This is a genomic window from Akkermansiaceae bacterium (genome assembly GCA_017798145.1).
Taxonomy (GTDB): Bacteria; Verrucomicrobiota; Verrucomicrobiia; order Verrucomicrobiales; family Akkermansiaceae; genus Luteolibacter.
In genome coordinates this window covers 1388095-1401994 of sequence record CP059069.1, presented here as the reverse complement: position 1 = coordinate 1401994, position 13900 = coordinate 1388095, and the positions used below count along the sequence as shown (strand labels likewise).

At 63.0% G+C, this 13900-nt stretch carries 12 protein-coding genes; 2 read left to right on the top strand and 10 right to left on the bottom strand.

Annotation, left to right across the window (positions count from 1 at the left end):
• Nucleotides 1-20 precede the first annotated feature (20 nt).
• On the top strand, nucleotides 21-911 hold the full coding sequence (locus tag HZ994_05995; GenBank protein QTN31898.1) for a pyruvate ferredoxin oxidoreductase: 891 nt from the start codon (nucleotides 21-23) through the stop codon (nucleotides 909-911).
• Nucleotides 912-1037: 126 nt separating this feature from the next.
• Here the strand turns inward: HZ994_05995 and HZ994_05990 are convergent, their stop codons facing one another.
• Nucleotides 1038-1928 (bottom strand): alpha/beta hydrolase, encoded by an 891-nt coding sequence (locus tag HZ994_05990; protein ID QTN31897.1) that lies wholly within the window; start codon nucleotides 1926-1928, stop codon nucleotides 1038-1040.
• Nucleotides 1925-3442 (bottom strand): arylsulfatase, encoded by a 1518-nt coding sequence (locus HZ994_05985; protein QTN34329.1) that lies wholly within the window; start codon nucleotides 3440-3442, stop codon nucleotides 1925-1927. The genes HZ994_05990 and HZ994_05985 overlap by 4 nt, the downstream gene beginning before the upstream one ends.
• Nucleotides 3443-3536: 94 nt before the next feature.
• Between HZ994_05985 and HZ994_05980 the strand changes: the two genes are divergently transcribed.
• The gene (locus HZ994_05980; GenBank protein ID QTN34328.1) at nucleotides 3537-4178 is read left to right on the top strand and encodes an NUDIX hydrolase; all 642 of its coding nucleotides are present in this window, start codon (nucleotides 3537-3539) and stop codon (nucleotides 4176-4178) included.
• Here the strand turns inward: HZ994_05980 and HZ994_05975 are convergent.
• From HZ994_05975 to HZ994_05940, 8 genes are read right to left on the bottom strand one after another with little or no spacing between them, the layout of a single operon-like run.
• Entirely contained in the window at nucleotides 4175-5323 is a 1149-nt protein-coding gene (locus HZ994_05975) for a cell division protein FtsW (GenBank protein ID QTN31896.1), read from the bottom strand. The genes HZ994_05980 and HZ994_05975 overlap by 4 nt on opposite strands.
• Nucleotides 5324-5335: 12 nt before the next feature.
• Nucleotides 5336-6136 carry a LysM peptidoglycan-binding domain-containing protein gene (locus tag HZ994_05970; GenBank protein QTN31895.1) on the bottom strand — a complete coding sequence of 267 codons (801 nt, stop codon included), beginning with the start codon at nucleotides 6134-6136 and terminating at the stop codon, nucleotides 5336-5338.
• 21 nt (nucleotides 6137-6157) lie between these two features.
• On the bottom strand, nucleotides 6158-7477 hold the full coding sequence (gene murD / locus HZ994_05965; GenBank protein QTN31894.1) for a UDP-N-acetylmuramoyl-L-alanine--D-glutamate ligase: 1320 nt from the start codon (nucleotides 7475-7477) through the stop codon (nucleotides 6158-6160).
• Nucleotides 7474-8688 carry a phospho-N-acetylmuramoyl-pentapeptide-transferase gene (locus HZ994_05960; protein ID QTN31893.1) on the bottom strand — a complete coding sequence of 405 codons (1215 nt, stop codon included), beginning with the start codon at nucleotides 8686-8688 and terminating at the stop codon, nucleotides 7474-7476. Before HZ994_05960 ends, murD begins: the two co-directional genes overlap by 4 nt.
• Nucleotides 8682-10043: a UDP-N-acetylmuramoyl-tripeptide--D-alanyl-D-alanine ligase gene (locus HZ994_05955; protein QTN31892.1), complete on the bottom strand. Its 1362-nt coding sequence runs from the start codon at nucleotides 10041-10043 to the stop codon at nucleotides 8682-8684. Before HZ994_05955 ends, HZ994_05960 begins: the two co-directional genes overlap by 7 nt.
• 39 nt (nucleotides 10044-10082) lie before the next feature.
• The gene (locus HZ994_05950) at nucleotides 10083-11606 is read right to left on the bottom strand and encodes a UDP-N-acetylmuramoyl-L-alanyl-D-glutamate--2,6-diaminopimelate ligase (protein QTN31891.1); all 1524 of its coding nucleotides are present in this window, start codon (nucleotides 11604-11606) and stop codon (nucleotides 10083-10085) included.
• 20 nt (nucleotides 11607-11626) lie between these two features.
• Entirely contained in the window at nucleotides 11627-13540 is a 1914-nt protein-coding gene (locus HZ994_05945; GenBank protein QTN31890.1) for a penicillin-binding protein 2, read from the bottom strand.
• Nucleotides 13537-13884: a hypothetical protein gene (locus HZ994_05940; protein ID QTN31889.1), complete on the bottom strand. Its 348-nt coding sequence runs from the start codon at nucleotides 13882-13884 to the stop codon at nucleotides 13537-13539. The genes HZ994_05945 and HZ994_05940 overlap by 4 nt, the downstream gene beginning before the upstream one ends.
• Between the last annotated feature and the right edge of the window lie 16 nt (nucleotides 13885-13900).

Here is a 13900-nt window from a genome sequence, read left to right as displayed (position 1 = left end):
ACCCCGGAAAACCAACCATCATGTCCACCACACCTCCTGCCGAACCGCTCACCAAGAAAGCCCTCCGCGCCGACCACCCGACCTGGTGCCCGGCCTGCGGCGATTTCGCCGTGCTCGCGTCCTTCTTCAACGTCGTCGAGAAACTCCAGATCCCGCACGAGAAGATCGTCTGCGTTGCGGGCATCGGCTGCTCCTCGCGCTTCCCGTATTTCGTCAACACCCACGGCATCCATTTCATCCACGGCCGCGCCCTGCCGCTGGCCACCGGGATCTCGCTATCGCGCCCCGATCTCCATGTTTTCGTCTTCGGCGGCGATGGCGACGGCTACTCCATCGGCGGCAACCACCTGACGCATGCTGCGAGGAAAAACGTGAACCTCTCCTACGTGATCATGGACAACTACGTGTATGGCCTCACGAAAAACCAGACCTCGCCCACCACGCCCATCGGCAGGAAATCGAAGACCGATCCGCGCGGCGCGATGGATCGTCCCATCAACCCGATGACCCAGCTCGTCGCCACCGGCGCGACCTTCGTCGCCCGCACCCACGCGGCGCAGGTGAAGCACATGAACGAGATGTTCGAGCGGGCCATCCTGCATCCCGGTTTCGCGGTGGTGGAGACGCTTTCCGAGTGCACGATGTTCTATCCCGGCGCCTTCGACAGCGGAAACCCAAGGAAGGGCGGAGCCTTCGATCTCGTCGATGAGACCACCCAGGATCTCACCTCCACGGCCGAGGCGCTGAAACTCGCCGAGGACAACTCGCCCGGGAAGTTCGGTGTGTATTATGAGAATAAGCTACCGACAAAGAACGAGAACGAATGGGCATGGGTGAAGGATGCGCAGTCGAAGTCGCCGGATCTTTCCGGAAAGGATCTGCTCAGGAAGCGCTTCGCCTCGATGCGCTGATGTCGGAGCGATGTCTTTCCCGGATCCGCAGCCCAACGGGTGGCCCCATGCTGGCATGATTTCCCCCCTTCAGGGCGGCAGAACCTACGGGACCGGGGGCCACGGATTTTCCTTGGAAGGAATCCGTCACTTGCCCTTGCATTCCGCCTTCATCGCCGCCTCATCGGGTTCCCCTTCGAGATAGCCGAGGCCGGCGAGGAACTCATCGGTCTTGCGCAGGGTGTCGAGGAAATGCTTCGTGCCTCCCTTGCTCTCGTTGAAGAAGCCGTGCAGCTGGCCTTCGTACACGTGGAGTTCCGATTTCAGCCCGGCCTTCTCCATCTGGGCCTTGAATTTTTCCGCCGTGGCAACGGGGATGAGGTCGTCCTTGCTGCCAAGGAAAACAATGGCGGGTGGATCGTCCTTGCTGATGTTGTGCGCAGGCGAGATGAGCGGAAACCACTTCTTCGCCCTCGAGTGGCCGTAGCCATCCGGCCCGTTGTCATAGACGGGGTTGAAAAGCAGCAGGGCGTTCGGCTTCGAGGAGACCTCAGGGTTCTCATCGGCGGGATCGTCGAGGCCATCGGTCATGCCTGCGGCGGCTGCCACATGGCCCCCGGCGGAGCCACCGCCTGCGGCGATGCGGTCGGGATCGATGCCGAGGCGTTTCGCATTCGCCCTCACCCAGCGGATCGCCGATTTCCCGTCGGCGACGCATTCCTTGGGTGAGGTTTTCTGCCTGCTGGCAACGCGGTAGTCCGCGCAGATCGCGACCATGCCGCGCTTGGCGAGGTAGCGGGATTGCTGCTCGAATTGGGTGGGGGTTCCGCTGGACCATCCGCCGCCGAAGAAAAACACGGCGGCGGGGCGCTTGTCCTCCGACGCATCGTGGCCTTCCGGTTCGAAGATGTAGAGGTAAAGGTCGTCGCCGGAAGCCTTCTTGTAGATCTCCGCGCGCGCACCGGGGAGATCGAGCTTTTCGGTTTTCGCGCAAAGCGGGGATAGCAGCGCGAGGCTGAGGATGGTGATGGTTTTCATGGTTTGAGCTGGGGGAGAAGTTCGAGTGCGGCGGCGGGGGTTGTGCCCGGCCAGCCGTCGTTTTCCTGTTTCGCGCCGGGTGTGCTGCGGCCGTCGCGGATGGATTTTGAAAGCAGGTCGGCCAGCGCCTTGACGCGCTCCGGGTCATTTTCGGCGAGGTTGTTTGTTTCCGCGAGATCCGCTTCGAGGTCGTAGAGTTGCACGGGGTAGAGCCCTTTCTCCGCCTTGCCGGGCTTGGGATCCGACCAGCCACCGGAGCCGGGGCAGAGGATGAGTTTCCATTTCCCCTCACGGATCGCGAAGGAACCGTTGATCGAGTGGTGGATCGTGGATTTCCTGCCGAAACCCTCCTTGCCATCTAACAGGGGGAGCATGGAAAAGCTGTCTTCAGCGGCCGTTTCGGGGAATTCCATGCCCGCGACATCCGCCGCCGTGGCGAAGAAATCGGTGGTGCATACGGTTACCGGGCACTTGCTGCCCGCCTTCACCTTCTCCGGCCAGCGGACGAGGAAAGGCACGCGATGCCCGCCCTCGAAAATGTCCGCCTTGTGGCCGCGCAGCGGGCCGTTGACGAGGTGCCCCATTTTGGCGAGATCCGGGATGTCCGCCATCGGCGAGCAGCCGTTGTCCGAAGTGAAAATGACGAGGGTGTTTTCCGCGATGCCCCGCGCATCAAGCTCCGCAAGCACCTCACCGACAACCCAATCCGTCTCCATCATGAAATCCGCATAGTCGCCCATGCCGGATTTTCCCTGCCATTTTTCCGAAGGCACCAGCGGTGTGTGCGGGCTGGTCAGGGGCAGGTAGAGGAAGAAGGGCTTTTCAGCCGTTTGCCTGGCGATGAATTCGCGGCTTTCGCGGGCGAGGTCGGTGAGGACATCGGCCGCCTCGAAGTCTTCCGTCGCAGGGCCGGGGCGGTTGGGTTGCTTGAAGGCTTTCGTGACCGTGGGGATGCCGATCGGCTTGTCATTGCGCAGATAGACATACGGCGGCATGTCGAGCGATGCCGGGAAAAGGAAATCCTCGGTGAAGCCCAGCGCAAGCGGCCCGCGGCGGGCGGGCTTGGAGTAATCGATGTCCCAACCCGGGCCTTTGCCTGCTTTTGGCTTGTCCAGTTTTTCCCATGCCAGCCCGAGGTGCCATTTCCCGATGACTGAGGAACGGTATCCGGCATTGCCCAACAGCTTGGCGACGGTCATGCGGGACTCGGGGATGAGGGGATCGCTGAAGCCGTTGAGCACGCCTTTTTTCATCGGCGAGCGCCAGTTGTAGCGGCCGGTTAGGATGCCATAGCGGGTGGGGGTGCAGACGGCGGAGGATGTGTGGGCGTCGGTGAAATCCATGCCCTCCTTCGCCATGCGGTCGAGGTGCGGGGTGGGGATCTTGCCACCGGCGTAGGCGGGGTCGCCGTAGCCCATGTCATCGGCGAGGATGAAGATGATGTTCGGCGCTGAGAATGCGATCCCGGCGGCCAAGAGGGAAACGAGCAGGGTGGTTTGGGGCGTTCGTGGCATCATCATGACTCATTACCCTTCCTCCGGGGGCGGTCTGTCAAAGGGAAAGCCCCCGGCCTTGCCTTTCACGCATATCCCGGCATGGTTCCGCGGCATGCACCGCCATCCGCTCATGGAACAGATCAGGGATTACGCCCTCCGGCATCCGGAGGAAGGGGAAACCGTGGCGGCGTTCCTGGCTTTCGTGGAGTCCGAGCCGGAATGTTTCTGCCGTAGCCTTGCGGTGGGGCACATCACCGGCTCGGCATGGGTGGTGAACGGGGATGGCTCCGAAGTCCTGCTCACGCATCACCGCAAGCTTGACCGCTGGCTCCAGCTTGGCGGCCACGCGGACGGGGAAAGCGATGTTCTTTGCGTGGCGATGAAAGAGGCGGAGGAGGAATCGGGCCTGGTTGGTTTCACTCACATCGGGGATGGGATTTTCGATATCGACATCCATCCGATCCCGGCACGGAAAGGCGAGCCGGAGCATCTGCATTATGATGTCCGCTACCTGCTGCGTGCGAACGGAAGCACGGATTACATTGTCAGCGATGAATCCCATGACCTCCGCTGGGTGAAGCCCGACGATGTGGAGACGCTCACCGGTGAGCCTTCCATGAAGCGCATGGTGGAGAAGTGGAAGGCGCTCAGATCTTTTGTTTCCGGGGAGGGGATCAGTGCCTCGCCCCATGATGCCGCGAAGCGAAGGGCCGGGCTGCCTGGCGGTTTCCCTGGATCGCCGGGGCTGCGTTAGAGCCGTACGGCGAGCCGGACTTCCTTGCCGAGGGGGAAGAGCTTGGCAGCGGGTGACTGGGAGCGGCGGTGGATGCCGACGAGCAGGCCGACGGCTGCAAGGCTGAAGATGAGGCTGGTGCCGCCGTAGCTGACGAAGGGTAGGGGAAGGCCGTCGTTGGGCAGGGCGGCGGTGGTGACGCCGATGTTCACCATCGCGGGGACGACGATCACGCAAGTGAGGCCCAGGGCGATGCAGCGCTCGAAGATGTTCTTCGCCTGCAGGGCGATGCCGATGCCACCCACGGCGATGGCAACGTAGCAGATGACCACGCCCAGCGTGGCGGGGAGGCCCAGCTCCTCGCCGATGACGGGGAAGATGAAGTCGATGTGGGCGAAGGTGAGGGTGCCGAATTTCTCAACCCCGTTTCCGAGGCCGACGCCCCATGGGCCGCCGTTGCCTAGGGCGAGCAGGGCGCGCCACTGCTGCATGCCACGGTCGAGCTGGTGGATGGGGTTTTCCAGGTCCAGCCATGCCTCGATGCGGCCCCAGCGGTTCGCATCGTTGCGGATGTAATGGTATGCGCCGGCCATGGCGATTATGCCGGCGGGGACGGTGTAGATGAGGCGGGTGCCGACGCAGAACATGATGGCTCCCGCGGTTACGCTAAGGGAAAGGGCGGTGCCTACATCCGTTTCCGCCGCGATGAGGCCGAGCGGAAGGGCGACGATGGCGCCGGGCAGTACGAAGCCGCGCCAGAAGGTTTTCACCTCGGACTGCCAGCGGGTGAACCATGCGGCGAGGGCGATGACGATGACCATTTTCGCGGCCTCGGAGGGCTGGAACTGGCCTATTCCGGGGAGCATGATCCAGCGCTTGGAGCCGTAGATCTCCTTGCTGAAGCCGGGGACGAAGCAGAGGAAAAGCAGGATGCAGGCCGCGACGTAGGCGTAGGGCAGGCCTTTGCGGATCAGCTCCACGGGCATCCGGGCCATGGCGAAGGCGGCGGCAAGGCCGATGGCGACCATGAACGACTGGCGGATGACGAAGTGATACGGCTGCTCCAGGCCGCGCACCCATACGCCGGTGCTCGCCAGCATCACCAGCCCCAGCCCGCAAAGGAGGGCGACGGCGGAGATCAGGAGAGTGGAGCTATGGCGCAGCACTTGCTATGTGTTTCAGGGGAGCTTGAGCACCTGGCCGATCTGGAGTTTGCTCGGGTCGGTGATGCCGTTGAGGCTGAGGATCTCTTTCTGGCTGATCTTGTAGTGGTTGGAAATGCGCCAGATGTTCTCGCCGGATTTCACCGTGTGGGTGCGTGCGGATGTCACGGGAACGGCGCGTGGTGCGTCCTCGGTGCGCAGCGTAGCTGGACGGATCAGCTGGGCCTGGGCGGCATCGGGAGGGGGAAGGATTTCCACGAGGCCCTGATCCGAGGCAGGCACGGATGGGTTGCGGAGTGCGGCAACTTCCGGCGGATCCTCGGCGACGATGCGCTTGCGCTGCGGGATGCGGAGGACGACGCCGGGCTGGATCACGGCGCTGCGGTTCATGTTGCGCAGCTCGCTCTCATCGACGCCGTGCTTGGCGGCGATGAGCGGGTAATTGTCGCCCTTCTTGACCATGTAGGTGTTGTCTCCGTTGCTGAGCGTCGGGCGCGCGCCCTCCGCCACGGGAGGCATGGCAACTGCGGCGGCGGCGGCCGGTTTCGCCGGTTCCGCCTTTGTCGAAGCCTCCGGCGCATCGGTGCGCTTGGAGAGGTATTGCTTGTGGAAGAAAATCATCCCGATGGCGACGATGTGGATGGCGAAAATGATGCTCAGCGAGCGCGAGAAATTCACGCCGCCCTCTTCCATGTCATCGGCATCCGCGGTTGCTGCCGCAGCACGCTGACGCTTCGGCTTCGCCTTGTTGAAGAGGCGTGCGTAGAGCGTTTTGCGGACGGGGCCGCGGCGGGTGGGGAGTCGGTCGTATTTCATCTTGGGATAGGGTGGAATGGTTCAGTGGAGCTGGTGGACGAGATCCCGGAAGGTATCGCCCCTCTGCTCGTAGCCAGTGAATTGGTCGAAGGACGATGTTCCGGGTGAAAGCAGTATGGTGGAGCCGCGCGGGGCGAGGGAGCGGGCGACGTGGATCGCCTCCTCCATCGTTGCGACGGCGCTGGTGCGGACGGCCTGGTTGAAGAGGTCGGCCAAGGGGCGGGCGATTTGTCCGAAGGTGACTGCGGAGATCGCCTGCTGCGCGAGAATAGTAAGGATAGGTGAATAATCAAGGCCTTTGTCCTTTCCGCCCGCAATGAGGACGACAGGGCGTGTCTGGGAGCGCAGGGCGCAGTGGAGGGCGTGGAGGTTCGTGGCCTTCGAGTCGTTGAGGTACTCGACGCCGTCGAGGGTGCGGATGAGTTCGCAGCGGTGTGGCGGAGGGGCGTAGCCGTGGAGGGCGGCGGGGATGATGGAAGGATCGATGCCATAAGCCATGCAGGCGGCCATGGCGGCCATGGCGTTTTCCGCATTGTGGAGGCCGCGCAGGGAAGTCTCCGCCTCAAGATCCAGGAGGATGCGCCCGCCCTGGCTGATGGTGACGCCGTCCGAGAAGAAATCCGCATCTCGGGTCTCGGTGGAGAATGTGATCACCCGCGGCAGGAGTTTCCCCAGTTCCTCTCCGTGGCGCATGACGACGGCGTCCTCCGCCGTCTGGTTGTCGAAAATGCGGAGCTTGGCGTTCTTGTAAGCCTCCACGGTAGGGTAGCGATCCATGTGATCCGGCGCGAAATTCAGCCAGATGGACACTTTGGGGCGGAGGGCTTCGATGGTTTCGAGCTGGAAGGAGGAAAGCTCTAGGGCGATGGCGGCGGGGACGTCCGGAGAGAGGACGATCTCGGAGAGCGGTGCGCCGTAGTTCCCGCAAGGGGTTCCGCCGAGCCCGGCCTGCCTGAGGATGAGCGAGACCAGCTCGGTGGTGGTGGTCTTGCCGTTCGTTCCGGTGATGCCGATGATGCCACCATGGTAGTATCGTGACGCAAATTCCGTCTCCCCGATGAGCGGAGCCTTGGCTGCGAAGGCCTGCACGAGGTGCGAGTAGGTGTCGATGCCGGGGCTGATGACGATAAGGTCTGCGGAAAACGAGGCGGCATCGCTCTCCTGCATCCCGGCATGGATTTCCACGCCTTCCGGGACTTTCCTGAAGGCCGCGGCATCGCCCTTGTCCCAGATGGAGACGGCGGCTCCCTTGCGCAGGGCCAAGGCCGCCGCTGCGACCCCGGAGCGCCCGGCCCCGAGTATGGCAATGTGTTTTCCGGTGATGTCTGCGGGTGCTTTCACGCGATCTTGAGTAAGGCCAGCCCGAAGAGGGCGAGCATGATGGAAAGGATCCAGAAACGGATGATGACCTGGGACTCATGCCATCCCAACAGCTCGAAGTGGTGGTGGATGGGTGCCATCTTGAAGATGCGTTTCTTGCGCAGCTTGAAGGAGCCGACCTGGAGCATGACGGAAAGAGCCTCCGCCACGAAGACCCCGCCGATGATGACGAGCAGGAGTTCCTGCTTGGTGCAGATGGCGGCCGTGCCGAGCGCCCCGCCGATGGCGAGCGAGCCGGTGTCGCCCATGAAGACTTTGGCAGGGTGGCAATTGAACCACAGGAACCCGAAGGAGGCGCCGGCCAGGGCCATGAGGAAAACGGCGAGCTCTGCGATGAAGCGGTTGTGCGGGATGACGAGGTAATCGGTGGCCATGAAGAAGTGGCCGGCGAGGTAGGCGAGCACCGAGTAGCTGAGGGCGACGGAGATCGTGCAGCCGGTGGCGAGGCCGTCGAGGCCGTCGGTGAGGTTCACTGCGTTGGAGCAGCCGATGATGACCAGCACGAAGAAGGGGATGATGAGGATGCCGAGATCGATGAGCGGCACCTTGAAGAGCGGGAAGCAGATCTGCCCGATGCCTATCCTCTGGTCGCCGAGGCGGAAGCCCGCGGCGTTGTCCGCGATCTGGGCTGCGGTGGCGCCGTAGCCGGAAATCTCGGTCTTGAAATAGATGAAGCAGGCGGCGATGAGGGCGATGACGAACTGCCATCCGAGCTTGGTGCGGCTGGAGACGCCATCTGAGTTTTTTTTCTTCACCTTGGCGTAGTCGTCCACGAACCCGAGCAATCCGCAGGCGCACATGGTGCAGGCGCAGACGGCGACGAAGGGGTTGAAGACGCGAGCGCAGACCAAGGTGGAGATGAGGACGCTGGCGATGATGAGAACGCCGCCCATCGTCGGCGTGCCGAGTTTCCCGCCGTGCAGTTCCGCGAGTTTGTGGACTTCCTCCGCAGTCCGGATCGGCTGGCCGACCTTGAGCGAAATGAGTTTCCGGATGATGCGTGGGCCGATGAGTATGGAGACGGCGAAGGAAAGCAGCCCCGCCGTGGCGGCGCGGAAGGTGACGTAACCGAAGAGGTTAAGGAAAGAGAAGGTGTGAGCCCAGCCTTCGGTGCCGGATGTTTTCTCGGCTTGGAAGGCGGCGTACCAGTAATCGTAGATGGCGGTCAGCATGCGGTCGGGAAGGCGGTTTGGAGGACTTGTTCGATGGCGGCGGTGCGGCTGCCCTTGAAGAGGATGGCATCGCCGGGGCGTGAGTTTTCGAGCAGCCATTCGGCTGCCTTGCGGATGTCCGGGAAATGGGGTGCGGAGCCGCCCTCGGCGATGCCTTCCGCGCCTTCACCGACGGCGATTAGGACAAGCCCCTTGGCGACGGCGGCCTTGCCGATCCTGAGGTGGGCGGATTCCGCATATGCTCCGAGCTCGCCCATTTTCCCGAGCACGATGATGCGTTGCGAGCCTTCGGGAACCTGAATTTCGGCAAGTGTGTCGATGGCGGCTTCCATGGATTCCGGATTCGCGTTGTAGGTATCGTCAAGGAGGGTGATTCCATCGCATTCGATTCGTCTCATGCGGCCTGTGGTGAGGTTCACGGAGGAAAGCCCGGCCGCGATTTTCCGCGTGGGGATCCCCAGCTTCCAGCCAAGGGCGGCGGCGAGGAGAGCGTTCGTAACCATGTGCTTTCCGGGCACGGGGAGAAAGACCTCAGCGGATTCATCGCCTTCGATGACGAGCGTGAAGTGCGTGCCGCCGGTCTGCGGGCGGAGGTTTTCCGCACGGACAATGCCCCGCCCGTTGCCGACGGGGATCATCCGCGCCTTGGTGCGGGAGCGGAAGTAATCGTTGAAATCGCAGCTGGCCGGGGTGAACAGCAGGCCATCCTCGGGAAGGTAGCGCGCCAGTGTGCCTTTTTCCTCGGCGATGGCCTCGCGGGAGCCGAGGAACTCGATGTGGGCCGTGCCGATGTTGGTGATGATCCCGTATTTCGGGCGCGCGATCTCACAGAGTGGTGCGAGCTCGCCGCCATGGTTCATGCCGATCTCGTAGATCGCGGCGGTGTGGTTCTCCTCTGTCGATAGGACGGTGAGGGGCAGGCCGATGTGGTTGTTGAGATTGCCCTTGGTGGCGTTGACGTGGAACGCCTGTGAAAGCACGGCGGTGGTGAAATCCTTGGTCGAGGTCTTGCCGTTCGATCCGGTGATGCAGACGACCGGGATATCGAGCTTGCTGCGCCACCAGTGGGCGAGTCGCTGGAGGGCGAAAAGCGTGTCCGGGACGGCGATGACCGCTTTCCCTGCGGGGACATCCCCACCTGGCCATTGGTTCACGATCGCGACCGTGGCACCGGCCTCAAGGGCTTTTGCAGCGAACAGGTCGCCGTTGAAATTCCCGCCCCGCAGCGCGATGAAAAGCCCGCCCGGGAGCGGCTTGCGCGTATCCGTGAAAACACCATCCACCTGCGCGGACGCGGAACCCGCGACGAGCTTTGCGTCGAGGATACCGCAGATCTGGCTGGCGTCGGTTTTCATGGCCTTTGGACGGTCGGAGTGGCTGTTAGATTCGGGGTTTCAGAATCGGGGCGGCGGATTGGCGCGCATTTCAGCGATTTGCTGGGAGCGCCTGCGGAGCGAGAAATCGGCTTTCTTGCGGTCGTCGAAGTCGATGGTGCGGTCGGCGAATTGCTGGTAGGTCTCGTGGCCTTTCCCGGCGATGAGGATGATATCGCCGGAAAGCGCGTTGGCGATGGCGGCATCGATGGCCTCGGCGCGGTCAGGGATGGAGATGTGGGTGCATTTTTTCGGCAGGCCTTTCTCGATCTCGCGGATGATGGCATCCGGATCCTCGGAGCGGGGATTGTCGGAGGTGATGACGACCGCATCGCTGTAGCGTGCGGCGGCGGCGGCCATGAGCGGGCGCTTGGCCTTGTCGCGGTCGCCGCCGCAGCCGAAGACGGTGATGAGGCGGCGCGGGTCGAGCTCCTTGAGCGTGCGGCAGGCGTTTTCCACGGCATCCGGGGTGTGGGCATAATCGACGAAGACCGTGGCTCCACCGGAATTGCCGACGTTTTCCATGCGCCCCGGAACCTGCGGCGAGTCCGCAAGCGCGGCGATGGCCTGGCGGGGCTTGATGCCGCAGGCGGCGGCGGCGGCGATGGCGGCGAGGATGTTGTAGGCGTTGAAGCGGCCGATGAGCGGGGCTCGGACAAGGAAAGTTTTGCCCTTTGCGGAAAGCTCGAAGGCCATGCCGTCGCGTTTCTGCTGGAAGTTGTTCGCACGGAAGTCGCAGTTCACATTGAAGCCGTAGCGGAGCACCTGCATTTTCCCTTCCAGGGCTTTGGCGAGGTCGGTGCCGCGCGTGTCGTCGGTGTTGATGACGGCCGTAGGTTTCTTGCCAAGCGGATCTGCGGCCAGATCGTGGAACCAGGACGCCTTCACCTCCATGTATCTCTCGATGGTGCCGTGGTAGTCGAGGTGATCCTGGGTGAGGTTGGTGAAAACGGCGGCATCGAAGGCGATGTGGTGGACGCGCTTCTGGTGGATGCCATGGGAGGAGACCTCCATCACCGCACCTCGGCAGGCATTGTCGCGGAAGCCGGCGAGGATGGAATTCAGCTCGATGGCGCCGGGGGTGGTGTGTTTCGCGGGGGTGCGGGTTTCGCCGTCATCGATGAAGATGGTGCCGAGCAAGCCGGCGCGGTGCCACTCCGCCCGCATGATGTGGTGGAGTAGGAAAGCGGTGGTGGTTTTCCCGTTCGTGCCGGTGATCCCGGCGAGCTTGAGATCGGCGGCCGGCACGCCGTGGAATGTCGCGGCGAGGGCGGCGAGGGCGGCGCGGCTGTCCGGAACATGCAACCAGGCGGTGGTGGCGGGCAGCTCGGAGGGCGGTGCGGTCTCGGCAAGGAAGGCGGATACCCCTTTGCCGATGACATCATGGATGAAGCGGTGACCGTCGATGCTGGTGCCCCGGATGGCGGCATAGAGGCTTCCGGCGCCGGCCTCGCGCGAGTCCGCCGTCAAGGCCGTGATTTCAAGATCCTGCGGGCCGGAGGCGGTGACTTTGTCGAGGGATGATATGAGGGTGCGGAGAAGCATTTTGGAAAGGTGAGGGGCGCTTAGCGGTTGGCGATCGGCTCTTCGATCGGCTCCGTCGGCCTGAGGTTCATGTGGGCGGCGATGCGGGTGGCGATCTTGGAAAAGATCGGTGCGGCGATGGTTCCGCCGTAGCGCGGCACATCGTTTGTCTGCGGCTCGTCGATGACGACGTAGCAGACGAAGGCGGGATCATCCGCAGGCATGAAGCCGGCGAAGGAAACGACGTAACCGCCCTTGATGTATCCGCCGCGCTTGGGATCGTGCTTGATGGCGGTTCCGGTTTTGCCACAGACCTTGTAGCCTGGCACACAGGCTTTGGTGGCGGTGCCGCCGAGGAGCGTGACCTTGTGAAGGGCGGTGCGCATTTTCTGCGCGGTTTCCGGGGAAATGGGGCGGCCGCGGACTTCCGTGGGGAAATCTTCGATCACGGTGCCATCGTTGGCGACGAGTTCCTTGACGATCTTCGGGCGCAGCAGGCGCCCGTCACCGGCGATGACCGAGTAGGCGGTGGCCATCTGGATGGGTGTCACGCCGATGTAGTATCCGTAGGCGGCTCGGGAGAAGTCGATGGGGAGCTTTGGCACGGCGGCGGTGCCCGGGTTTTCCCCGCTGAGCTGGATCCCGCTGCGCTCACCGAAGCCGAAGCCATGCACATACCTGTAATAGCGGTTGACGCCGAGTTGCTTTGCCATTTTCCAGCAGCCGATGTTGTTGGACTTCTGGATGATCTGTTCAAAGGAAAGCATCCCCCCGGAGTGTGAATCCTCCACCGTGAACTTGTTTTCCTGGAGGACGTTGGGGCAGTGGAAAATCGTTGTGGGAGAGACAAGCTTTTCCTCAAGAGCTGCGGCGGTGGCGAGGATCTTGATCGTGGAGCCCGGTTCATACTTCGCCTGGATCGCGTAGTTGAAGGAGTTTTCCTCAAGATCCTGCTTGTGGTTCAGGTCGAAGTGGGGGCGGGATTCCATGGCGAGGATCTCGCCGGTTTTCGGATCCATGACGATGACCGAGCCGCGCCTGGATTTGAATTCGGCCAGCCCCGCCTCGAGTTCCTCCGCGACGATGGCCTGGATGCCGATGTCGATGGTGAGCATGGCATTGAGGCCGGAGCGTGGGGGCAGCAGGCTGCTGGCTTTTCCCGGGACGACCAGGCCGCGGGAATCCCTGCGGTGCTCGCGGCGCCCGTCGCGCCCGGCGAGATATTCCTCGATGGCGGACTCGATGCCGAAGCGGCCTGCCATGCGATAGGTGTCTTTGCCGTCCTCGCCTTTCACGGCCACCTCACCGGTGAAGCCCGTCAGGTGGGTGGCGATGTGCGGGTTCGCATACCAGCGTTTCAGGGAGTTCTCGAAGGCGAAGCCTTGCAGGTAATTGTCATCCACGATGTCGCGGAGCCGTTCCGCGATGTCGTCCGGGATTTCCTTGGCAATGGGGAACCACTTCGCCCCGGAGCCTTCGATTTCCTTGCGCAATTCGTCCTTGCGCATGCCGAGGGGGCGGGCGAGGAGCGAGATGGCCTGCGCCAGGTGCTTGCGGACGATGGCATCCGGGCTTTCCCTTTCGAGGATCTCACCGCGCAAGGCATGGATGCGGCGGATGCGGTCTTCGGCGGAGACCGTCCGCCATGCCGGTTCTTGCGATGCTTCCTGGTAGGCGAGGCCGAAGGACGCGAGCTTGGGGTCCATCAGATGGTTCTTGTCCACGAAGACGGATGAGACGGGAATGCTTTTTGCGATGGGATCGCCGTTGCGATCCACGATCATCCCGCGCTGGGCGATGATGCGCTCGGTGCGGTGGAAGGCCTTTGCCGAAGATGTCGCGTAGCGCTGGCGGTCAACGAGCTGGATCTGCACGAGGCGCGCGGAAAGTGCGCTGAGCAAGGTCACGAGAACCAGGCAAAGGAAGATGCAGCGGTGCTGGAAGGCGCGGTTCACAGGCTGGCGGAGGCGGAGGCGACTGCGGGTGTGGACGGCGGAAGCACGTCCTCGGAAACGCCGGGCGGGATGGGCACGAGATCCGTGCCGACATCACCAAGGGTTTTGCGGATCGAGAAGAGGTTGAGGATCTGGTCGCTGCGCATCTGCACGGTCCGTATCCCGAGCTGGTGCTGCTCGATGCGCCGCTCCACGGCATCGATCTCACGGGCCACCTTGATCTGGGAGTTCCGGAAAACGACATAAGTCACCCCGCCGAGCGCGCCGATGATTCCTGCGAGGATCATTGAGAAGATCGCGATCTTGGAAATGCGTGTGTGGTTTTCCTGGCGGCGTCGGTTCATGGCGTTGCTTGTTTTT

What these genes read in the sequence shown, in the direction of transcription:
- HZ994_05950 (QTN31891.1), bottom strand. Translation starts at nt 11,606, where the DNA reads ATGCTTCTCCGCACCCTCATATCATCCCTCGACAAAGTCACCGCCTCC.
- HZ994_05955 (QTN31892.1), bottom strand. Translation starts at nt 10,043, where the DNA reads ATGAAAACCGACGCCAGCCAGATCTGCGGTATCCTCGACGCAAAGCTC.
- HZ994_05980 (QTN34328.1), top strand. Translation starts at nt 3,537, where the DNA reads ATGCACCGCCATCCGCTCATGGAACAGATCAGGGATTACGCCCTCCGG.
- HZ994_05995 (QTN31898.1), top strand. Translation starts at nt 21, where the DNA reads ATGTCCACCACACCTCCTGCCGAACCGCTCACCAAGAAAGCCCTCCGC.
- HZ994_05985 (QTN34329.1), bottom strand. Translation starts at nt 3,442, where the DNA reads ATGCCACGAACGCCCCAAACCACCCTGCTCGTTTCCCTCTTGGCCGCC.
- HZ994_05990 (QTN31897.1), bottom strand. Translation starts at nt 1,928, where the DNA reads ATGAAAACCATCACCATCCTCAGCCTCGCGCTGCTATCCCCGCTTTGC.
- HZ994_05970 (QTN31895.1), bottom strand. Translation starts at nt 6,136, where the DNA reads ATGAAATACGACCGACTCCCCACCCGCCGCGGCCCCGTCCGCAAAACG.
- HZ994_05940 (QTN31889.1), bottom strand. Translation starts at nt 13,884, where the DNA reads ATGAACCGACGCCGCCAGGAAAACCACACACGCATTTCCAAGATCGCG.
- HZ994_05960 (QTN31893.1), bottom strand. Translation starts at nt 8,688, where the DNA reads ATGCTGACCGCCATCTACGATTACTGGTACGCCGCCTTCCAAGCCGAG.